This is a genomic window from Pseudomonas bharatica CSV86 (assembly GCF_000319305.2).
Taxonomy (GTDB): domain Bacteria; phylum Pseudomonadota; class Gammaproteobacteria; order Pseudomonadales; family Pseudomonadaceae; genus Aquipseudomonas; species Aquipseudomonas bharatica.
In genome coordinates this window covers 83,560-105,447 of record NZ_AMWJ02000001.1, presented here as the reverse complement: position 1 = coordinate 105,447, position 21,888 = coordinate 83,560, and the positions used below count along the sequence as shown (strand labels likewise).

Genomic DNA, 21,888 nt, shown 5'->3' with positions numbered 1-21,888 from the left:
ACGCAAGTAGGCTGCGTACATCATTTCGACAATACTAGAAATATAGGAGTAATATTGAATGTCATCTCAACTCCAAGACGCTCTAGGCATGTTCGCCTTTCTCGCTATCGAGCTATCGGTTTTATTCATTGGCATTAGCTTGCTGGTCGGAGTTCTTCAACGTCACATCCCACCATCCAAGGTGGAAGCGTTACTGACTTCCAGTGGGAAGCGAGGCTATTTTCTTGCTGCTGGTTTAGGAGCTATAACGCCCTTCTGTAGTTGCTCGACTATCCCCATGTTGAAAGGGTTGATTCGGGCACGGGCCGGTTTTGGGCCGATGATGGTGTTTCTTTTCTCATCTCCGTTGCTGAATCCTATCGTCGTCGGCCTGCTGGTTGCCACGTTTGGATGGACACTTACTGCTATCTATGTGCTCGCCGCTTTGGTGGTCGCGGTAGGTGCCGGATGGCTGCTTCACACGCTTGGCTTCGAGCGTTATGTGCGCCGGACGGCGACACAAGAGAGCAGTGGATGTAGTTCATCAGCAAGCCCGTGCAGTGCTACATCGACCGCATCGAGTTGCGGCACCAACAGCTGCGACACCACTCCGAAGACGGCTTCTTGCGGGGCTGATAGGAAGACAACAGTCTCTACGTCTAGCGAATGCTGTGACAGTCAACCCACTGTCACGGTTAAGAAAGAAGGGAAGTACAGTGGTGTGTGGCGGGAAGCTTGGTCGGACTTTATCGATGTGTTGCCTTACCTGCTCATCGGTATTGCGATTGGCAGCGTGATCTATGGTTTCATGCCCACTGACTTATTGGAGCAGTATGCAGGCCCAGATAATCCCTTTGCCATTCCAGTTGCCGCTGTCATCGGCGTGCCGTTGTATATTCGCGCTGAAGCCGTCATACCTCTGGCAGCGGCTCTGATGGCCAAAGGCGTGGGTGCCGGGACGGTGCTAGCGTTGATCATCGGCAGTGCCGGAGCCAGCCTGACTGAGCTCATTCTGTTGCGCTCTTTGTTCACGCTGAAGCTTTTAGCGGCGTTTTTAGCAGTCATTTTTGCTATGGCGATGATTGCCGGTTACGCCACCTACCTGTTTTTCTGATCAAGGCGGGAGATGATTAATTCGTTAAGCCTTCCTGGGTACCAGTTGGTGGATTCTGATGAGCAGAATGAAGACATACATTTTCGGCTTGAAGCACCTACACCAGTAGCCTGCGAGGGGTGCGGCGTGCAGGGTGAGTTCGTGCGGTTCGGCAAGCGTGACGTTCCCTATCGTGATCTGCCCATCCACGGCAAGCGGGTCACTCTCTGGGTGGTCCGCCGCCGATACACCTGCCGGGCCTGCAAGACAACATTCAGGCCCCAGCTACCGGAGATGGTGGACGGATTCCGTATGACACTGCGGCTGCATGAGTACGTGGAGAAGGAATCCTTCAACCACCCCTACACCTTTGTGGCGGCACAGACCGGCCTGGACGAGAAGACGGTGCGCGACATCTTCAACGCCCGCGCCGAGTTCCTGGGGCGCTGGCACCGCTTCGAGACGCCCCGCATCCTGGGCATTGACGAGCTATACCTGAACAAGCGCTACCGCTGCATTCTGACCAACATTGAGGAGCGAACCCTGCTCGACCTGCTGGCCACCCGCCGCCAGGACGTGGTGACCAACTACCTGATGAAGCTGAAAGACCGGCAGAAGGTCGAGATCGTCAGCATGGACATGTGGAACCCCTACCGGGCAGCGGTCAAGGCTGTGCTGCCCCAGGCCCGTATCGTGGTCGATAAGTTCCATGTGGTGCGCATGGCCAACGATGCCCTAGAGAGAGTGCGCAAGGGCCTCAGAAAGGAGCTGAAACCGTCCCAGAGCCGGACTCTCAAGGGAGACCGGAAAATCCTGCTGAAACGCGCTCACGAAGTCTCAGACCGGGAGCGCCTCATCATGGAGACCTGGACAGGCGCGTTCCCGCAACTGCTGGCCGCCTACGAGCACAAGGAGCGCTTCTACGGCATCTGGGACGCCACCACACGGCTCCAGGCAGAAGCCGCCCTGGACGAGTGGATAGCCACCATCCCGAAGGGCCAAAAGGAAGTCTGGAGCGATCTGGTCAGGGCAGTGGGAAACTGGCGCGAAGAGACCATGACCTACTTCGAGACGGACATGCCCGTCACCAACGCTTACACGGAGTCCATCAACCGACTGGCCAAGGACAAGAACCGTGAAGGGCGCGGTTACTCCTTCGAGGTGATGCGGGCACGAATGCTCTACACCACGAAGCACAAGAAGAAGGCACCGACTGCGAAGGTCTCTCCTTTCTACAAGAAAACCATCGGTTACGGACTGCCGGACTTCGCAGAGGAACTCAACTACGGAGTCGATCTATCAACCATCTGATAATGGTATCAGGTTGGTGGGGTAAAGGTGCCCCATCAACCATTAAATCCGTATACCCCTTCCTTCTTGTGCTTCGTGGTGTAGAGCATTCGTGCCCGCATCACCTCGAAGGAGTAACCGCGCCCTTCACGGTTCTTGTCCTTGGCCAGTCGGTTGATGGACTCCGTGTAAGCGTTGGTGACGGGCATGTCCGTCTCGAAGTAGGTCATGGTCTCTTCGCGCCAGTTTCCCACTGCCCTGACCAGATCGCTCCAGACTTCCTTTTGGCCCTTCGGGATGGTGGCTATCCACTCGTCCAGGGCGGCTTCTGCCTGGAGCCGTGTGGTGGCGTCCCAGATGCCGTAGAAGCGCTCCTTGTGCTCGTAGGCGGCCAGCAGTTGCGGGAACGCGCCTGTCCAGGTCTCCATGATGAGGCGCTCCCGGTCTGAGACTTCGTGAGCGCGTTTCAGCAGGATTTTCCGGTCTCCCTTGAGAGTCCGGCTCTGGGACGGTTTCAGCTCCTTTCTGAGGCCCTTGCGCACTCTCTCTAGGGCATCGTTGGCCATGCGCACCACATGGAACTTATCGACCACGATACGGGCCTGGGGCAGCACAGCCTTGACCGCTGCCCGGTAGGGGTTCCACATGTCCATGCTGACGATCTCGACCTTCTGCCGGTCTTTCAGCTTCATCAGGTAGTTGGTCACCACGTCCTGGCGGCGGGTGGCCAGCAGGTCGAGCAGGGTTCGCTCCTCAATGTTGGTCAGAATGCAGCGGTAGCGCTTGTTCAGGTATAGCTCGTCAATGCCCAGGATGCGGGGCGTCTCGAAGCGGTGCCAGCGCCCCAGGAACTCGGCGCGGGCGTTGAAGATGTCGCGCACCGTCTTCTCGTCCAGGCCGGTCTGTGCCGCCACAAAGGTGTAGGGGTGGTTGAAGGATTCCTTCTCCACGTACTCATGCAGCCGCAGTGTCATACGGAATCCGTCCACCATCTCCGGTAGCTGGGGCCTGAATGTTGTCTTGCAGGCCCGGCAGGTGTATCGGCGGCGGACCACCCAGAGAGTGACCCGCTTGCCGTGGATGGGCAGATCACGATAGGGAACGTCACGCTTGCCGAACCGTACGAACTCACCCTGCACGCCGCATTCCTCGCAGGCGATGGGATCGGGCACGTCCACCTGGAAGTGCATTTCGTCGTCGGTTGATTTGCAGCCCAGTACTTGGTATTGCGGCAGGTGAAGGATGTTGTCGGGAAGTTCGGTCATGGTGTTGTATAGGCGTAGGTGTCAGTCAGATCCATCCGACTCGGCATTGGTGTTTGCTTTTTTACCCAACAAGCTGCTGGAAACGAAAAGTAAGGCACCGAGGACAATTGCAATATCAGCCAGGTTGAAGGCCGGCCAATGCCAGTCTCGCCAATAGAAATCAAAGGAATCCACAACATAGCCGCGAAAGACCCGGTCAATCAGGTTGCCCATGGCGCCACCGAGGATAAGACTGTAAGCGATGGCTTCTCCTTTATGACGATTTTCAAGGATCAGCTTGATCAGAAAAATCGAGACCACTACCGCGATTCCGATAAAAAAGTAGCGCTGCCAGCCTCCACCATTCGCAAAAAGACTGAATGCGGCACCGGTGTTCCATAGGTGCACCCAGTTAAAGAACGGGGTCACCGAAACATACTCGCCATAGGCCATTGATTGCTGCACCAGCCACTTTACAGCCTGATCAGACGCTGCCAGCAGGCCCGATATGGACAATAGGGCATACGGCGAGAGCTTTTTGCCAATAATGAGCATTATTTAACCCTTCAACGCCAAAATGCGTCTGGCACCGTTAAGTACAATGCCCCCGCGATGGTGCCGATAATCAGATCCGGATAATTGGAACCGGTCCACGCGACCAGGGCGCCGGCGGTGATGACCCCCAGGTTGATCACCACGTCGTTGGCCGAGAATATCCAGCTTGCCTTCATGTGCGCCCCGCCTTCCCGATGTTTGGATATGAGCAGCAGACAACTGGTATTGGCAATCAATGCGACGAATGCGATAGCCATCATCACCAGCGATTCAGGCTCACTACCGAATACAAAGCGTCTCACCACCTCTACGAGCACGCCCACAGCCAAGATCAGTTGCAGTACACCAGCAAGATGCGCGGCACGTACCTGCATTTTCACGCTATGTCCAACCGCATAAAGGGCAAGCCCGTACACCGCCGCATCGGCAAAATTGTCCAGGGATTCTCCAATCAGGCCGGTGGACCGGGCGATCAGACCGGCAGTCATTTCCACCACGAACAGAAGTGCATTGATGCCGAGCAACCAGCGCAGGGTCCCGGATTCTTGCTTAGCAGAAGCTGCCGAAAACTCGGCGGCCTTGATGGTCTCCGGATTTGCAGCGACGGTTTCCTGAAGCGAGGCGCCTAGCCCCAAGGTCTTCAGTTTCGAGGTGACGGGCTCGACCTCGCCGTCATGCACGACCTTCAGCCGGCGGTTCGACAAGTCGAAGGACAGCGCCCGAATCTCCTCAAAGCCGTTCAGGGCTAGGCGAATCATTCGTTCTTCTGATGGACAGTCCATCTTCGGCACGGCATAAACACTGACCCATCTCCCTGGCGCCTCGGAGGAGGCCTGTATATCGGTATCCGCTGCGGACGTTGCATCACCGCCACAGGCGCCACCACAGGATTTGCTCATGATACGACTCCACTTGAACAATGTTGTGGTACCATTTAAAACTATAAAGCTACTATAAGGTCAATAGAGTAAAGAATCCGTTGGGGAGGAGGCTGATGCGCATTGGTCAGTTGGCGCAGTTGGTAGGGGTCGAAACACAGACGATCCGCTTCTATGAACAGCAGGGCTTGTTGCCGCCGCCTGATCGGCAGGACAACGGTTACCGTGTCTATACCGAGAAGCATGGTGAGGGGCTGGCCTTCATCCGTCGCTGCAGAATCCTGGGCCTGTCACTGGCTGAGATTCACGAACTACAGAGCTATGAGGACGACCCTCATCAGCCTTGTACCGCCGTCAACGCCTTGCTCGATGATCACATCTCTCATGTGCGGTCGCAGATAACCGCTCTGCAAGCGCTTGAGAAACAACTCGTTTCACTGAGAGCGAGTTGCAACGATGACCGGGAAGTTGAGGCGTGTGGGGTTCTTGCTGGAATTAGCGAAGGAAACATGCACCAGCAGTAGGTGAAGCATCAACCAGATAATCCGATGAGATGCCGGTCTGTCTCACTCTCATGCAAAGGTAAGATCAACCATTTAATCCGCTTACCCATATTTGCGATGCTTCGCGGTATACAGCGCAGGTCCGAGCCGTTAACGTAAAGCAAAGCCGTTTATAGAGGAAGGACTCGTGGAACTCTCGCTCTTAGTTTGGTTGTTGCCGACCCTGGCCCTGGCAGTAGGCGTCGTCGTTGGTTTCCTGGTAGCCCGCCTCCTGCCCAATGCCGCACCGAGCAGCACCCAGCGGCAACTGGACGATATCCAGGAACGCTTCGACAGCTACCAGAACGAAGTGGTGACCCATTTCAACAGCACTGCGGCTCTGGTCAAGAAACTCACGCAAAGCTACCAGGAAGTACAGGATCATCTGGCCGATGGCGCCAACCGCCTGGCCCTGGACGAACTGACCCGCCAACGCTTGCTGGCTGCCCTGCACTCCGATGCAGCCCAAGGCCAGCGCGATCGCCTGACCCCGCCGCGCGACACCGAAGTGCCGCGGGACTACGCGCCAAAAGCACCGAACAGCCCGGGCATGCTCGATGAGAGCTACGGTCTGAAGCGCAACTGAGCCAGAAGCCCCGCTGATCGCGGGGCTTTTTATTGGGCCTGCATTCCCTTACGCACCCACCGCCATCATCGCCGCCATACCTCGGTGCCCGTCATCCATCGGCAGGAACCCAGGCTGCGCCTGGGGTGCGAAGGCCGCCATCGAATCGATCAGGCGACCGATATCAGGCACGGCAAGCGACGCCAGAAGCGTGGCTCCAGGCGCTTCGGGCTGCGTCGGGTCCGGAGTGACGGGCGATTGCCCCGCCTGGGCAAAGATGAAGTCCTCACGGGTAACCTGGGCAAGGTCCAGAGCATCCAGGTACAGCAACTCGACAGGCTTGCCGTCGCTGCCCAAGGTACTGGACTTCACCGAGACCCCATGGATCTGCGCCAGCCCGTTGATGGTTGCCCGCTGCACCTTGGACAGTTCCAGCGCTTCGAAGCTTTCGATACCCGTCTGGCTCAGGTCGATCTTGTCGATACCCTGTCGGAACCCGCGCAAGGCATTGCCGTAGTGGTCCACGCCCTCCTGCTTCACCACCACGAACACATCGGCCGCTGCACCGTCACGGCTGTATACCGTGCCGGTCAACGAGGCCACCAGTTGGCCTGAAGCATCACTGACGTAGCTGACGCCACCACCACCGCCCGCAAGCATGACTACTCCCATGCTCTTCGGGCCCTCATCGGGCTGATCGGGGACGCTGCCATCCAGGTACCTGGCCGGGATGTTGACGCGCTCCTCAAAGCGGAAATCGCCCGCCCCAGCGTAGCTGCCGAATGCCCCAGCACCATCAGGTATTGCTCGTTACCCAGGGCAAGTTCGACCCCGTCATCGCTTTCGTGCAATTGCAGGTCGCTGAACCGAGTGCCGGAAAAGCCGCCCAGGGCGATTACATCGCGACCCGCTTCGAAGCCCGCCACTGCATCCAGTCCGCCGGAGCGTCGATGCACCACGAACAGGTCGCGACCCGCACCTCCCGTCAGGACGTTGCGACCACGACCGCCATCCAGCAGCGCATCCGCCGGCCCCGCTGCGAGCTGGTCATTGCCGTCCCCGCTGATCAGGTTGTGGATGCCCTGATTGGCAATCACCAGCCCGGTGGCGCCGATACTGGCGATGCCTGTTCCCAGATCGACCACCACATCGCGACTCGTTGCGCCAGCATTCAGGGTGTTGCGCCCGCCAGCCTGGCCGTTGAGTGCATCGTCCAGCACGGCGCGCCCGGGCTGTGCCGCGACAAGTGCCTCGAACTCATCGGTATAGAAGTAGGTGTCGTCGGCAGTGGACCCCTTTCCGGAGATCCGCAATGCCCATTGGTGCAAGGCCAGGGGCAGCCCGCCGGCGACATTGCCGACCTCCAGCGTCCAGGTGCCCTCGCTGGCCTCGACCCGGTCATGAGTAGACATGAAGGTGTAGTTGAACGCGCCCTCGCGGGTGCTGCCCGGATCCCCATCAGCGCTTCCCGGCGCCTTGCCATGCCGGTCGAGCAACAGGCTGCGGGTTCCGGTCGGCGACACCAGGGTCAGGGTCATGTCGCCCAGCCGCCCCGTCACCGCCTCGATATCGATCTCGACATGCTCGGTCTGTACACCTGGCGCCATCTGCAACGCGAAACTCAGCACCTCACCAGGTGCCACGGCCTGTTCAAGCACGCCACTGGACGCACTGAGCACGGTTTCGTTCGCCGCCGTCGCCTGTCCCGTCCACGACTCGGCCAGCCGCACTGCCGCACGGGCATCCACCAGGCCGAAGCCGTAGTCGTCACTGACATGCATGCCGCCGCCGTTCCACTGACGGCTGCCGTTGGTACGCCATGCGGTCTGCGGATCATCGACCTGGCGGGCAGACAGGGCGAGTATGTGCTGCACATCCCGGTAGCCGAGATTGGGGTTGGCCTGGAGCATCAGCGCCACCACACCGGAAACGATCGGTGCGGCGAAACTGGTGCCCTGGGTCGCACTGTAGGTGTCACCCACCAGCGCACCACGTTCGGTTTCCAGTGAATGGCTGGTCGAGTAGACATGGCTGCCAGGTGCCGAAACCAGCAGGCTGGTGCCCGGGTTGGAGAAAGGTACCGAGGCGACCTGCAAGGTCGAGAGGTCGGTCCTGGCATTGATGGCACCGACTTCGATCGTGTAACGGTTGTTATTGGTCAGCGAGCCCTGGGCGCTGCCCCCTTTGGCCCGCTGGTTGCCACCCGCCGCCACGATGATGGTGCCCAACCCGCCGCGGCCGTTGCCGGCAGCATAACGGGCATTGGTCGCCAGCGCCGTCGCCGTGGTAATCAACCCGCCCTGCAGGCTGGTGAGGGCAAAGTCATTGCTGAACCCCCAACTGTTGTTGGCGATGTCGTAGTTGATCATCTGGCCGAGACTGGTCAGGTCCTCGCCGCTGTTGGCCAGATAGTGACCACCCAGGGTTGCCTCATAGGCAATGCCCACCCCGCCCTCGCCGTTTCGCGCAGCCACCATGACCCCGGCGACCTGGGTCGCATGATTCGATACCACTTCAGGCGGCCCGCCGTGGGCACGCTGCGTCTGCAGCCAGGCCTGATCGACGTTGGCCTGCAAATCCGGATGCCGGGTATCGAAGATCTCCGGGCTGACGGCAAAGCGCCCACCGGGCTCGAACTGGCCGATGCGCACCCCTTTGCCGGTGTAGTCGTCCCAGACCGGCAAGACATTGATGTCGTCCAGATACCACTGCCGTGCAACCAGTGGATCGGGTGGCGCGTCGGCAGCGCGGAGCGTCACCAGGGCCCGCAGTGGTGCTGACGCCCCGGTATCCAGATCGACCACGGTCGCCGACGGGTTGCCCTGGGCATCGACCAGGTCGTACTTGAAGCTGATCACCCCCGAGTGGTTCGCCTCCGGCACGACCTGTACATCGCCCTGTTCGGTAAGGCTGACCGTGGCACCACGGGCATCGCTGAGGTTGGCGATGCGCAGCGGGCCTATGCTGTTCAATGGCTGGTCGTTGCTCAGCAAGGTGGCTGCCGGGATGAGCTGGATACCGTCCTCGTGATCGCTGGCGGCCTCCACGATGTCGGCAATCGGTAGCGCGTTGGGGGCTGCCAGGTCGATGCCCGACAGGTCGGAAAAGCCGAGTTTCTGGATATTCGTCAGGGCCAACTTGCCATCCCGCCCGACCACACTGTCGACGACCTGGTAACCGGTCGCGGTCCGGGTGATCAGGTATTGGTCATGACCGCCGTGGAGCGAGACCAGGTTGACGCCACCCCCGCCATCGATCTGCGCATCGCCGCGGCCCGCCTCGATGACGTCATCCGCAGGACCGCCCTGGATCAGGTCAGCCCCGCCACCGGCATAAATGATGCTGCCGCCATCGGAAGCCAGGATGCTGTCGCCCTTCGGCCCGGCGTAGATCACCGACTTGCCGCTGCCGCCGATGATGGTATTGCGACCGCTGCCGCCGGACAGCACGTCGTTGCCCGCCCCGCCGATCAAGGTGCTGTCACCCGAGCCACCCTTGATGAATACGCCACGGGCACCGCCACTGGCGATGATGTCCTTGCCCCTGCCACCTTGAGCAATGGTCAGCCCGGACTCGGCCATGTTCAGCGCGACGCCCTTGTCGCCGACGATCAATGCCGTGTCCCGTCCACCATTGCCCTTGATATTGGTCGGGTCGTCAGTGGCGCTGATGACGAAGACATCGTCGCCTGCGCCGCCGACGTAGGTATTGCTGCCCTGCCCGCCCACTAGCCAACTGCCACCCGCAGCCGCCGTGAGTACATCGTCGCCGCTGCCACCGTACAGGTTGGTAACGCCCAGGGTTGCCGCGTCGAGCACCGCGTTTGTCGTGCTCTGGCTGGCGAACGCCCGGGTTGTCGTGCCTTCCGACGTCGACTCGATGATGTTGCCGCCCGGCTGGGGCGTGATGCGGTTACTGACGGAGTCGGAGAGGAAGTTGACCGCCAGGATCTCGCGCTCGACACCCTCCCGGGTAAAGGTCCCCCGCGCCAGCACCTGGTTGCCTTGGCGCTGTTCGGCCAGCGGGGTGACCTGGTCGACCCGGATCGCCGTGATGCCTAGTTCGTCGGGCGTTTTGAGCTCAGCGCCCTCGGCGCGGCCATCCTGATTGGCATCGACCCAGACACGCAACTGGCTCCAGATGCTGTCCTGCGCATTGATCGCACCATCCTGGTTGCCGTCCTCACTGGCAAGGGCGGCAAAACCGTCCTTGTGCGGCCGTTGTCCCGAGCCGCCGTCCACCCCGGCCTGACCGCCGTAGTACTCGGAGAACAGCTGGCTGATGTTGCGGATCCCGCTGCCGTCCTCGCGTACCAGCATCCCGGTGTGCGCATCGGCCCAGCCTGTGCGGCGCAGGGAGCCGCTGTTATCCACATCGAACAGCACGCCGTCGCTGATCGCCGTCATGCCCGCACCGTTGCCGGTGAGATCCAGCAACAGCGGGTCGACGAAGGTGTTGACCACGGTCTGGGCGGACAGCCCGCCGAGCACCACCGCGTTGCGCAAGCTGAAATCCGGGGAGCCGCTCTCGTTGCCATCGCGGTAGAACCGGGAGAGATGGGAAGAGGGCTGCACGTTGGGGTCGGGCTGCAATTCGCCGGGGCGGATGCCCCCTGTGGCAATACTGCCCATCTGCGCGGAGGTGAAATCGGTCTTGTCCAGGGTGCCGTCGCTGAACGCGATGCTGTGGGTTGCACGGTTCTGGATGAAGCCGTTGGAGACGTCGTCGCGGACGCGGTCTTCGTCGAGGATTTCCTGCCGGGGTGCAGGCGTGGTGTTGATCTGAAGCTGGAGATCGGCTTCAACAGGTGGTGTCTCGACATTGAAACTCGGCAACCAGTCGATAAGTGACTCAAACCATTTTGACGATGCGGTTCCAACCATACTCATCAAGCCGGAAGGTGAGTCGAATGTGTCGATGAACTCCCTCGCCAGTTGACGTTGAGGCTCCGGTGCCATCGCACTCGCAGAGGACATCATCATCGTGGTATCCACCGTCAACAGTCCTTCCTTGACCGGATCACCGGCGGCGTCCAGAACCTTTTCCCAGTAGGCCGCTCGTCCTTGTTTGGTTAGCACTTCGAGAACGGGATAGAGCGTCCAGGCTTCATCCGGCAAACCATGCCCCTTGAATGTCTCGCTATGAAAAGCGGCCGCCGCCAAATGATCTATTTCGCGATCAACCACGCCGTCTTTCAACCTCAACCCCGTGTCATCCAGGTAGTGTTTTGCCATGGTACGCATGATGCTTTCTACATCAGCTTTCGAAAGCTGCCTGCCTTCCCTTCCGGCAACGGAATGCATATAGCTGGACGCTGCAATACCTGATATGGATTTAAGCTCAACCACGCCGGCAGCCAACTTTGAATATCGATCACCTTTAGAACCAAGATACTCATACATTGATGCAGGCCCCTCATCCTCGAGCAATTTTTTGGCATGCCCCAGATCGGACTCAGTCAATTTACTCATCTTTAACTCCCTATCAACCCTTCGTTAAGAAAATCCACCGAAGCACGCACAATCTCTTGCCAGTGCTCCAGCTTTTCAAATTGAAATTCAATTTCGGAAAAGGCCCCTAACTCCGAAATAAAGAACCTGAAATTACATTCAGCAGTTCTTTTCTGAATAGGTAGCCATGGGCAATAGGCTACGTGTTTTATTTGCCCATCCTGCTCACTCCAATAGAAGTCAGACACGCCTTCCCTGCTCATCGGACCAAATCCACGAACATGAAAAAGCCCCAACTCATTGATATATTCAACTCCACGACGCTGCTCCGGAGTCAGGCCCTCAAGCGTTAATTTCAATAACCTTTGCATATCTGTAACCGCCCTCGAAGAGGGTTTCACCAATATGCTTACGCCTTCAAAATCGTACGTAAACCCGGTAGAGCGGTACGTGCTTACACCAGGCTTCATCTCTGGCCACGAGGCAATCAACTTAAGCGCATTCAGATTTGCATCGCACCCGCTCTTATTTTTGTGAAACCCTGGCTCCCACGAACTCAGCCCTTCATACTCCGGCCAATACAACACATACTCCCATGAAAACCTGAGCACATAGCCAGAGATCTGCCCACATACGTAAGGATCTTGAAAGTAACGAATTGGAGCAGGCCACCTGACGACCTCAACAATCTTCCACACACTCAAAGCTCCGAGCAGGACAATCAGCAACAGCGCAAGCAACCGCAGAGAATTCCAAAACCACACCATCATCACGAGTGCAGTTTTCAGCAGCAAACCCAGCGCAACATTCATAACTTATCTCTCCCCCAGACTTTCCCGAACATGCCGCTGCAACGGACTCAGGAAATAACTGATCACCTTGCGCCTGTCCGTTATCACTTCGGCCCGCACCGCCATACCCGCGGACAAAGGAATATCCCGTTCATTAACCCGAATATGCCGCTGCTCAAGTTTCACCCTGGCGCTATACATCAAGCCCCGCCGCTCATCTTCGATGGCATCACTGGAAATACTCTGGACAACGCCGGGAATAACTCCGTAGCGCGTGAACGTGAATGTCTCGACCTTTATTTCCACCGTCTGCCCGGGAAACACAAAGCCGATATCCTTGTTCTCGAACTGCACTTCGACTTCCACCGGTTGCTCGACCGGACGATCACCATCAACGTCTGCGCTTCGGTCACCACACCGCCACGGGTATGAATCGCCAGTTGCTGTACCGTGCCGTCGACCGGCGAGACCAGACGCTTGAGGCGATGCCGCTGTTCGGCCTTGCTCAACTCCAGGGTCAGGCCGACCGCCCGCTTGCTGGCCTCACCGTGCAGATCGAGCATGGCCCGGCGGGTCTGGGCGATGACGCTGGCATGGCGATGGCCAGCGGCATCCTTTGCCGCCGTCAGCTCTTCCACGCGCAGGCGCTGGGTAGCCAGCTCCTGCTCCTGGTCAAGACGCATCTGTTCCTTTTCCAGGTAGCGGTGCTTGGCCATGGCCGACTCCTGCCACAGTTGCCGGTAATCGGCGGCCAACTGACGGGTGATAACCAGCAGTTTCATCAGCGAATCGACCCGCGCTTCGGCAGAACGGGCTTCGGCACCGCGCTGATGGATTTCGGCCGTGGCCTGGTCCAGCGCCGCCCGCAACTCCTCGTACTGCCCCAGCAGCCAGCGCTGTGCTGCCTGTTGCTGCTGGGGCGAGGCCTGGGGAATGAGTGCGGCCAGGTGTTCCGGTTCGCGCTGACGCTCGATGGCCCGAAGCAAGGCCTGGGCTCGTGCCATGTCGATTTGCGCCGCCAGCAGCTCACCCCCCAGGCGCTCGACCTCTGCGGCGGCGATCCGGTCGTCAAGCTCCACCAGCAGGTCTCCGGCCCGGACCGCTTGTCCATCGCTGACATGAATCGCCCGAACCACCGCGCCTTCGCTGGCCTGGATGCGTTTGCTGCGCCCGCTGGGCACCACTTTCCCCGTAGCACTGGCGACCACATCCACCTCGCCGATACAGGCCCAGGCAACGGCCAGCGCGGTGAACAACAGCAAGCTCCACTGGAGCACGCGCGGCGCGGGATGCACCGGGGTTTCCTGAAGGGCCAAAGCAGCCGGCAGAAACTCCAGCTCGTTCTGCGTCCGGCGCGGCCCATCCATTACCCGGCGCCGACGCCAGGCTTCGATCCAGGCGTCGCGGTAACGCTCCAGCAACAGACGCCAGGCCGTCATTCGCCACCGCCTTGCTGCAACCGGTGCAAGTGGGCGTAGACCCCGTCAGGCCGTTGCAGCAGTTGTTCATGGCCGCCCTGCTCGACGATCTGTCCGCGCTCCATGACCAGGATCCGGTCGGCATGACGAACCGCGGACAACCGATGAGCAATGATGATCACCGTACGGTCGCGGCAGATCCGCGCCATGTTCTGCTGGATGATCCGCTCCGACTCGTAGTCGAGGGCGCTGGTGGCTTCGTCGAGGATAAGGATGCGCGGATTGCCCATCAGGGCGCGGGCGATGGCCAGGCGCTGGCGCTGCCCGCCCGAGAGCGAAGCGCCCTGCTCGCCCACCAGGGTGTCGTAGCCCTCGGGCAATTCGAGGATGAATTCATGGGCACCCGCCAGCTTCGCCGCTGCGATGATGTCCTCGATTGGCGCGCCAGGATCGGCAAGGGCGATGTTGTCGCGAACGCTGCGGCGAAACAGCATGTTTTCCTGCAGCACCACGCCGATCTGGCGGCGCAGGGACGAAACGTCCACCAGGGCGAGGTCCATCCCGTCGAGCAATACCCGGCCACGTTCGGGTGCATAGAGCCGCTGGACCAGGCGGGTCAGGGTGCTCTTGCCCGACCCGGAGCGCCCAACCACGCCTATGACCTCCCCCGGCGCGATCCGCAGGCTGACTCCGCGCAAAACCTCGCTGGCATCGGCGCGGTAACGGAAGCTCACTTGGTCAAGTTCGATCTGCCCACCCAGCCTCGGCAGCGTACTGGCGTTGCCGTGATTGGCTTCGGTACGAGTATTGAAGATGTCACCCAAGCGCTGGATGGACACCCCGATCTGCTGGAAGCTGCTCCACAGCTGCGCCAACCGCAGGATCGGCTGCGAAACCCGTCCCGCCAGCATATTGAAGGCGATCAACTGGCCGACGGTCAGCTCACCCTCGATCACCAGCCGCGCGCCCAGCCACAGGGTGACGACGGTGACCAGCTTGCCGATCAGCGCGGCGCTTTCATGGGCGAGTGCCGACAGGTTCTGGGTCTTGAAGCTGGCCGCGACATAGGCGGCCAGATGGTCATCCCAGCGCCGGGTGACCTGCGGCTCCACCGCCATCGACTTGAGGGTGTCGATGGCGGTGATGGTCTCGACCAGGAAGGCCTGGTTTTCCGCACCGCGGTTGAAACTCTGCTCCAGGCGCGCCCGCAGCGGCGGTGTGACCAGCAAGGAAACCAGCACGTAGAACGGCAGCGACAGCACGACGACCAGGGTCAACCAACCGCTGTAGGCAAACATCACGGCAATGAAGACCCCGGAAAACAGCACGTCCAGTACCACGGTGATGCTGTTGCCGGTAAGGAAGCTGCGGATGTTTTCCAGCTCTCTGGCCCGGGCGACCGAATCGCCCACTCTCCGTGCGCGAAAGTACGCCAGCGGCAGGTCCACCAGGTGTTGAAACAGCCGCTTGCCCAGTTCCACGTCCATGCGGCACGCGGTGTGACCGAAGACGTAGGTTCGCAGCAGGCCCAGCAGGCTTTCGAACAAGGTGATCACCAGCAGGCCGATCACGATGACATCCAGGGTGGTCAGCCCCCGGTGCACCAGGACCTTGTCCATCACCACCTGGAAAAACAGCGGCGTGAGCAAGGCGAACAGTTGCAGGACAAACGACACCAGCAAGGTTTCACCCAGCAAGTGCCGGTGCCTGACGACAGCAGGGATGAACCAGGACAGGTCGAAGCGCGCCACCGCTCCGGGCAGGTGCGCCCGGGACCGCACGAGAATGACCTCACCACTCCAGCGTCTGCTCACCGCGTCAAGCGTCGATACCTGCGGGCTCGTGAGTCGTGGGTCCTGAAGCAGAACCTGATCGCCATCCACCTTGGCGATGATGAAATACCCGCCCTCCCCGTCCAGGGCGATGGCCGGCAACGGCAGATGGCACAGGCGCTCGACCGGGCAGTTGGAAACCCGCGCCTTGAGCCCGAGCTGCTTGAACGCCTGGAGGATCAGGCTGGTGCAGAAACGGCCGTTGCCGACCGCGAAGCGATGGAGCAACTGTTCCGGGTTGACCGCCAGGTTGTGGTATCGCGCCAGCATGACCAGGCAGGCCAGCCCGGAATCGGGCATTTCGCCATGGTGTTGATTATCTGCCGCCATCCTGAGCGCTCCATGATCCGGGAAATCGTTGTCCCGGAAACTAGGCTCATTCAGCGGTGAGAAAAATCATGCGACTTCTTCAAATCGCGAAAGACACATCCGTGGCAAAACCGCGTTTTTGTAGGAGGACTACAGAAGATTAGAAAATGCTTGTGAGACCTATCCTGGGGAACAGGCCTTCAATGCCTGGCGCACATCCCCCAGCAAGTCATCGATATCCTCCAGCCCCACCGACAAACGCACCAAGCCCTCGGAAATCCCATGCTGCGCCCGCTCCTCCGACGTGTAGCTGGAATGGGTCATGCTCGCCGGATGCTGCGCCAGCGACTCGGCATCGCCCAGGCTGACCGCCCGCGAGAACAGTTGCAGCGCATTCATGAAGCGCCGCCCGGCAAGGATCCCACCCTTCAATTCGAATGCCAGCATGCCGCCCGGCAAGGCCATCTGCCGTTTCGCCAGCGCATGCTGCGGGAAAGACGGCAGCCCGGGGTAATGCAACACCTCCACTTCCGGCTGCTTCCTGAGAAACTCCGCCAGCGCCTGGGCATTGGCACAGTGCCGTTCCATACGAAGATTCAGGGTCTTCAGCCCACGCATCAGCAACGAGGCGTCATGGGGTGACAGCACCGCACCGGTCATGTCCTTCAGGCCTTCCAGACGAATCCGGTCCACCAGCGCCTTCGCGCCGATCACCAGCCCCGCGGTGATATCGCCATGCCCGCTGAGGTACTTGGTTGCCGAATGCACCACCAGGTCGGCACCCAGCTCCAGCGGACGTTGCAGGTACGGCGTGCAGTAAGTGTTGTCTACCACCAGCGTCGCGCCGTGTTGGCGGGCGATCTTCGCCACCCCGGCGATATCGGCCAGGTGCATGTTGGGGTTGGCCGGGGATTCGAAACAGATCACCCGCGTCGCCGGGGTGATCGCTGCCTCTACGGCTTTCAGGTCACCCATATCGACATGTTTCAGCCTGACCCGAATTCACCGATGCCGTGATGCAGGAAGGCAAAGGTACAGCCATACAAGGTGCTGCCGAGCAGAACTTCGTCACCGGGGCGCAATAGGGTCCACAGCGTTGCGGTGATGGCGCCCATGCCCGATGCCAGGGCCAACGCGGCCTCTCCGCCTTCCAGCGACGCCATGCGGTTTTCCAGAACCGCCAGGGTCGGGTTGGAGATCCGGCTGTAGAAATGCCCGGCCGCCTCGCCGGCAAAACAGGCCGCGCCGTACTCGACAGAGGGAAAGGCAAACGTGGCCGTCTGGTAGACCGGCGGCACCAGCGCCCCTCCGTGGGCCTGCGGATCGTAGCCATGGTGAATGGCACGGGTAGCAAATCCTTGCTGCTTGCTGGAGCCGCTCATGGCGATGCCCTCTTGTTGGCTTGCTATAAGCTTATGCCAGCGATGAACTAATATTTTTCCAAATATGACCACCACCACGGGGATCTCCGGGCATGAAACTCCACGATCCGCTGAAATCAGGGCAAATCCTGCCCAATGCGCTTGACCGCACCGATCGCGCCCTGCTCGGCGCCCTGCAGGACAACGCGCGCCTGACCATCTCCGAGCTGGCCGACAGCGTGGCCCTGACCACGTCGCCGTGTTGGCGGCGGGTCAAGCAACTGGAGGAAAGCGGGCATATCACCGGCTATCAGGCGATCCTTTCACCCAAGGCGCTGGGCTTCGGGGTGACCGCCTTCGTCAGCATCATGATGGATTCGCATACCAAGGACATGGCCCGGGCTTTCGAGCAACGGCTGATGGAGATTCCGGAGATTGTCGCCTGCCATAACATTTCAGGGCGTTACGACTTTCTGCTGGAGGTGCTGGCTCGGGATCTGGAGTCGTTCGGGGAGTTCGCTCGGGAAACCTTGCAGTCGCTGCCGGGGGTGAAGGAGATCTATTCGAGTTTTTCGTACAAGGCGGTGAAGGAGAAGCGGGTGATTCCGGTGTCGGAGAAACACATCTGAATGCTGTGGCGCTCATCCGTGCCTCATCGCTGGCAAGCCAGCTCCCACAGGGCCTGCGGCGCCGCTGAACCCTGTGGAAGCTGGCTTGCCAGCGATGAGGCCATCACGCCAGAAAACAGAAACCCCGCCGAAGCGGGGTTTCTGTTGTCAGCCGGGACGCTTAGATCGCACCACGCGTGCGCAGCACATCCAGCACCTGCTTCACGCCCTCTTCCACGCTGGTGGATTGGGTATCGATCACCAGGTCGGCATCCTGCGGCACATCGTACGGGAAGCTTTCGCCCGGGATGTTGTCGCCGCCGGCGGCGTACAGGCCTTGCGGGTCACGTTCGCGGCAGGCCAGCGGCGAGGCCTGGACGTAGACGGTGACCAGACGGTCCTTGCCGATCAGCGCCTTGGCCTGTTCGCGGCCTTCGGCATCCGGCGCGACGAACGCGGCCAGGGTCAGCAGGCCGGCTTCGTTGAACTGACGCGCCACATGCGCGGCACGACGCCAGTTCTCGGTACGACCGGCGCGGTCCTGCGGCAGGCCCTTGTTCAGGTCATGACGCAGGTTCTGGCCATCCAGTACGTAGACCGCACGGCCCATGTCGAACAGCTTGCGTTCGACGGCATAGGCCAGGGTGCTCTTGCCAGCGCCCGACAGGCCGCTGAACAGCACGGTGGCCGGTTGCTGGCCGAAGCGCAGGGCACGCTCCTCGGTGGAAACGTGGGCCTGCTTGCCATGCTGGCCGGTGCTGCCGTGCGGCAGGACTGGCGGGGCGATGATCATGCCGGCGCCGACGGTGCCGTTGGTCAGGCGGTCGATGACGATGAAGGCGCCGGTGGTGCGGTTGCTGTCGTAACCGTCCAGGGCGATCGAAGCGTCGAGGGCCACCTTGACCCGGCCGATCTCGTTCAGTTGCAGCGCGCTGGCAGCGCCCTGCTCGAGGGTGTTCACATCGACCTTGTGGGTGATGCTGGCAATCGAGCCCGGCACATAGCTGGTGGCGCGCTTGATGTCGTACTTCTTGCCCGGAAGCATCGGCTCCTCGGACATCCATACCAGCATGGCGTCGAACTGGTCGGTCACCGGCGGTACGTTGTCGGCATGGACCAACAGATCGCCGCGGGAGATGTCGATCTCGTCTTCCATGGTCAGGGTCACGGCCTGGCCAGGACCCGCGCTTTCCAGTTCGCCTTCGAAGGTGACGATGGACTTTACCCGGCTGCTCTTGCCCGACGGCAGGACCACCACTTCATCACCCTTGTGCACCAGACCGCTGGCGATGGTACCGGCGAAGCCGCGGAAGTTCAGGTTCGGACGGTTGACGTACTGCACCGGGAAACGCAGGTCGGTGAAGTTGCGGTCGGCGGCGACTTCGACGGTCTCGAGGATTTCCATCAGCGCAGGGCCGGTGTACCACGGCGAACGCTCGCTGCGGTTGACCACGTTGTCGCCCTTGAGCGCCGACATCGGCACGAAGTGCAGGCTGCTCGGCTTGAGCTGGATGCCTTCGGCGAACTTCAGGTAGTCGGCCTTGATCGACTCGAAGACCTGCTCGTCGAAGCCCTTCAGGTCCATCTTGTTGACGGCGACCACGATGTGCTTGATACCCAGCAGCGAGGCGATGTAGCTGTGCCGGCGGGTCTGGGTCTGCACACCATAGCGGGCGTCAACGAGGATGATCGCCAGGTCGCAGGTGGAGGCGCCGGTGGCCATGTTGCGGGTGTACTGCTCGTGGCCCGGGGTGTCGGCGATGATGAACTTGCGCTTGGCGGTGGAGAAGTAGCGGTAGGCGACATCGATGGTGATGCCCTGCTCGCGCTCGGCCTGCAGGCCGTCGACCAGCAGTGCCAGATCGACCTCTTCGCCGGTGGTGCCGACTTTCTTCGAGTCACGGGTGATGGCCTCGAGGTGGTCCTCGTAGATCATCTTCGAATCGTGCAGCAGGCGACCGATCAGGGTGCTCTTGCCGTCGTCGACGTTGCCGCAGGTGAGGAAACGCAGGAGTTCCTTGCGCTCGTGCTGGGCCAGGTAGGCGAGGATGTCCTCGCTGATCAGATCAGATTGGTGCGACATGGAGTAACCCTGAAATTAGAAGTAGCCTTGGCGTTTCTTGTCTTCCATGGAACCGGCGCCATCGTGGTCGATGACACGGCCCTGGCGTTCGGACGTACGGGTCAGGAGCATTTCCTGAATGATGTCCGTCAGGGTCTCGGCCTCCGACTCGACGGCACCCGTCAACGGGTAGCAGCCGAGGGTACGGAAACGCACCTTCTTCTTGACGATGCGGGCTTTTTCCTCGTCGCTCAGGTGCTCGAGGATACGATCGTCGTCGATCATGATCAGGGTGCCGTTCTTCTCGATGACTTCACGCTCGGCGGCGAAGTACAGCGGCACGATCGGGATGCCTTCGAGATAGATGTATTGCCAGATGTCCAGCTCGGTCCAGTTCGACAGGGGGAACACGCGAATCGACTCGCCCTTGTTGACCTTGCCGTTGTAGACGTTCCACAGCTCCGGACGCTGGTTCTTCGGGTCCCAGCGGTGCTTGCTGTCGCGGAAGGAATATACGCGTTCCTTGGCCCGCGACTTCTCTTCGTCGCGGCGCGCGCCACCGAAGGCGGCGTCGAAGCCGTGCTTGTCCAGCGCCTGCTTGAGGCCCTGGGTCTTCATGATGTCGGTGTGCTTGGAGCTGCCGTGGGTGAACGGGTTGATGCCCTGCGCCACACCTTCGGGGTTGACGTGGGTGATCAGCTCCAGGCCCATTTCCTCGACCATCTTGTCGCGGAAGCGGTACATCTCCTGGAATTTCCATTGGGTGTCGACGTGCATCACAGGAAACGGCAGCTTGCCAGGGAAGAAGGCCTTGCGTGCCAGATGCAGCATCACGGCCGAATCCTTGCCAATGGAGTAAAGCATCACCGGGTTGTCGAACTCGGCGGCCACCTCACGAATGATGTGGATGCTTTCCGCCTCCAGCTGTTTCAAATGCGTCAGTTTGTCGACCATGGCTACTCACGGGAAAAACGATCTTGTGGACGGCCAAACGGGCCGTGTTCGAGCGGGCCACTCTATCACAGCGCCCGCTTCTATTTAGGAGGGTGGCTAGAACGAAACAATCTATGGATATGCCCGACCGTTTGGGCTCACACAGGGTTGGGGCAGTCGATGAACAGATGCTCCAGGGCAAAACGCCGGGCCAGGTAATCGCCAAGCGCCTGGACGCCGTAGCGCTCGGTCGCGTGGTGGCCGGCAGCGATGAAGCTGATGCCGTTCTCCCGGGCGCTGTGGTAGGTCTGCTCGGACGCTTCGCCGCTGATGAACAGGTCCACACCCGCCTCGATCGCCTGGTCGATATAGCCCTGGCCGCCGCCGGTGCACCAGCCCACCCGGCGGATGACGTCCTCGCCCTCGACCAGCAGCGGCTCGCGCCCCATGACTTCACTGACCCGACGGGCGAAGTCACGGGCCGACACCGGCTCGGCCAGCGAACCGACCAGCCCCACCACGCGCGGGTTGGCCGGATCCAGCGGGCCTTCGACGGTGATGTCCAGTTGCCGGGCCAACTGCACGTTGTTGCCCACCTCCGGGTGCACGTCCAGCGGCAGGTGGTAGGCCAGCAGGCTGATGTCGTGCTTGAGCAGGGTTTTCAGGCGCCGCTGCTTCATCCCGGTGATGCACGGGTTCTCGCCTTTCCAGAAATAGCCGTGATGCACCAGCACCAGGTCCGCTCCCGCCTCAACCGCCGCGTCCAGCAGTGCCTGGCTGGCGGTAACGCCGCTGACGATGCGGGTCACCTGCGGGCGCCCCTCGACCTGCAGGCCGTTAGGGCAGTAATCCTGGATTTTTGCACTACCGAGATAACGGTCGGCTTCCTCGACCAGGGTAGTCAGGGCAACAGCCATGGAAAGACTCCTCAATTCAGCAGTTCAGCGCGGCGCAAGGCCCCGTATAATGCCGGCCATT

The 21,888-nt window shown here is 60.6% G+C and carries 13 protein-coding genes and 4 pseudogenes; 5 read left to right on the top strand and 12 right to left on the bottom strand.

Translation table 11 applies throughout. From position 1 onward, the window contains the following. Positions 1 to 88: 88 nt before the first annotated feature. Both CSV86_RS00480 and CSV86_RS00475 read left to right on the top strand, forming a co-directional pair. On the top strand, positions 89 to 1,093 hold the full coding sequence (locus CSV86_RS00480; RefSeq protein ID WP_040363373.1) for a permease: 1,005 nt from the start codon (positions 89 to 91) through the stop codon (positions 1,091 to 1,093). A 12-nt stretch (positions 1,094 to 1,105) separates the two neighbouring features. Continuing rightward, entirely contained in the window at positions 1,106 to 2,383 is a 1,278-nt protein-coding gene (locus CSV86_RS00475) for an ISL3 family transposase (RefSeq protein WP_000610830.1), read from the top strand. A 59-nt stretch (positions 2,384 to 2,442) separates the two neighbouring features. Here CSV86_RS00475 and CSV86_RS00470 read toward each other — a convergent pair. The 3 genes and pseudogenes from CSV86_RS00470 to CSV86_RS00460 form a co-directional block, all read right to left on the bottom strand. Beyond that, positions 2,443 to 3,627 (bottom strand): annotated as a pseudogene (locus CSV86_RS00470) (ISL3-like element ISPpu12 family transposase); the annotation flags it as partial. A 21-nt stretch (positions 3,628 to 3,648) separates the two neighbouring features. Then, on the bottom strand, positions 3,649 to 4,161 hold the full coding sequence (gene lspA, locus CSV86_RS00465; RefSeq protein WP_003821921.1) for a signal peptidase II: 513 nt from the start codon (positions 4,159 to 4,161) through the stop codon (positions 3,649 to 3,651). A gap of 3 nt (positions 4,162 to 4,164) precedes the next feature. Beyond that, a pseudogene (locus CSV86_RS00460) lies at positions 4,165 to 5,060 on the bottom strand (cation efflux transmembrane domain-containing protein). Positions 5,061 to 5,155: 95 nt separating this feature from the next. Between CSV86_RS00460 and cadR the strand changes: the two are divergent. Next, complete coding sequence (cadR, locus tag CSV86_RS00455) at positions 5,156 to 5,563, top strand: Cd(II)/Pb(II)-responsive transcriptional regulator (protein ID WP_009403731.1); 408 nt, start codon at positions 5,156 to 5,158, stop codon at positions 5,561 to 5,563. A 166-nt stretch (positions 5,564 to 5,729) separates the two neighbouring features. Continuing rightward, complete coding sequence (locus tag CSV86_RS00450) at positions 5,730 to 6,167, top strand: Z-ring associated ZapG family protein (RefSeq protein ID WP_037062463.1); 438 nt, start codon at positions 5,730 to 5,732, stop codon at positions 6,165 to 6,167. A 48-nt stretch (positions 6,168 to 6,215) separates the two neighbouring features. On the opposite strand, the gene CSV86_RS32960 is transcribed toward CSV86_RS00450, so the two are convergent. The 6 genes and pseudogenes from CSV86_RS32960 to CSV86_RS00425 all read right to left on the bottom strand — a co-directional run bounded on the left by CSV86_RS32960 (position 6,216) and on the right by CSV86_RS00425 (position 17,328). Then, complete coding sequence (locus tag CSV86_RS32960; protein WP_311985779.1) at positions 6,216 to 6,806, bottom strand: hypothetical protein; 591 nt, start codon at positions 6,804 to 6,806, stop codon at positions 6,216 to 6,218. Between the two features lie 2 nt (positions 6,807 to 6,808). Beyond that, positions 6,809 to 11,389, bottom strand: coding sequence for an SPM autocatalytic domain-containing protein (locus CSV86_RS00445; protein ID WP_311985778.1), 4,581 nt, complete (start codon positions 11,387 to 11,389; stop codon positions 6,809 to 6,811). A gap of 230 nt (positions 11,390 to 11,619) precedes the next feature. Beyond that, on the bottom strand, positions 11,620 to 12,408 hold the full coding sequence (locus CSV86_RS00440) for a hypothetical protein (protein ID WP_009408204.1): 789 nt from the start codon (positions 12,406 to 12,408) through the stop codon (positions 11,620 to 11,622). A 3-nt stretch (positions 12,409 to 12,411) separates the two neighbouring features. Beyond that, a pseudogene (locus CSV86_RS00435) lies at positions 12,412 to 13,826 on the bottom strand (HlyD family type I secretion periplasmic adaptor subunit). Next, the gene (locus CSV86_RS00430; RefSeq protein ID WP_009408201.1) at positions 13,823 to 15,967 is read right to left on the bottom strand and encodes a type I secretion system permease/ATPase; all 2,145 of its coding nucleotides are present in this window, start codon (positions 15,965 to 15,967) and stop codon (positions 13,823 to 13,825) included. Before CSV86_RS00430 ends, CSV86_RS00435 begins: the two are co-directional and overlap by 4 nt. Before the next feature lie 159 nt (positions 15,968 to 16,126). Next, positions 16,127 to 17,328, bottom strand: a pseudogene (locus CSV86_RS00425) (methionine gamma-lyase). Positions 17,329 to 17,456: 128 nt separating this feature from the next. Here CSV86_RS00425 and CSV86_RS00420 point away from each other — a divergent pair. Next, positions 17,457 to 17,936 (top strand): Lrp/AsnC family transcriptional regulator, encoded by a 480-nt coding sequence (locus CSV86_RS00420; RefSeq protein ID WP_037062465.1) that lies wholly within the window; start codon positions 17,457 to 17,459, stop codon positions 17,934 to 17,936. A gap of 160 nt (positions 17,937 to 18,096) precedes the next feature. Here CSV86_RS00420 and cysN read toward each other — a convergent pair whose 3' ends face one another. The 3 genes from cysN to CSV86_RS00405 all read right to left on the bottom strand — a co-directional run bounded on the left by cysN (position 18,097) and on the right by CSV86_RS00405 (position 21,827). Continuing rightward, complete coding sequence (cysN, locus tag CSV86_RS00415; protein ID WP_009408195.1) at positions 18,097 to 19,998, bottom strand: sulfate adenylyltransferase subunit CysN; 1,902 nt, start codon at positions 19,996 to 19,998, stop codon at positions 18,097 to 18,099. Positions 19,999 to 20,013: 15 nt separating this feature from the next. Next, positions 20,014 to 20,931: a sulfate adenylyltransferase subunit CysD gene (gene cysD, locus CSV86_RS00410; RefSeq protein WP_009408193.1), complete on the bottom strand. Its 918-nt coding sequence runs from the start codon at positions 20,929 to 20,931 to the stop codon at positions 20,014 to 20,016. 137 nt (positions 20,932 to 21,068) lie between these two features. Next, on the bottom strand, positions 21,069 to 21,827 hold the full coding sequence (locus tag CSV86_RS00405; protein ID WP_009408191.1) for a Nif3-like dinuclear metal center hexameric protein: 759 nt from the start codon (positions 21,825 to 21,827) through the stop codon (positions 21,069 to 21,071). Positions 21,828 to 21,888: the final 61 nt, after the last annotated feature.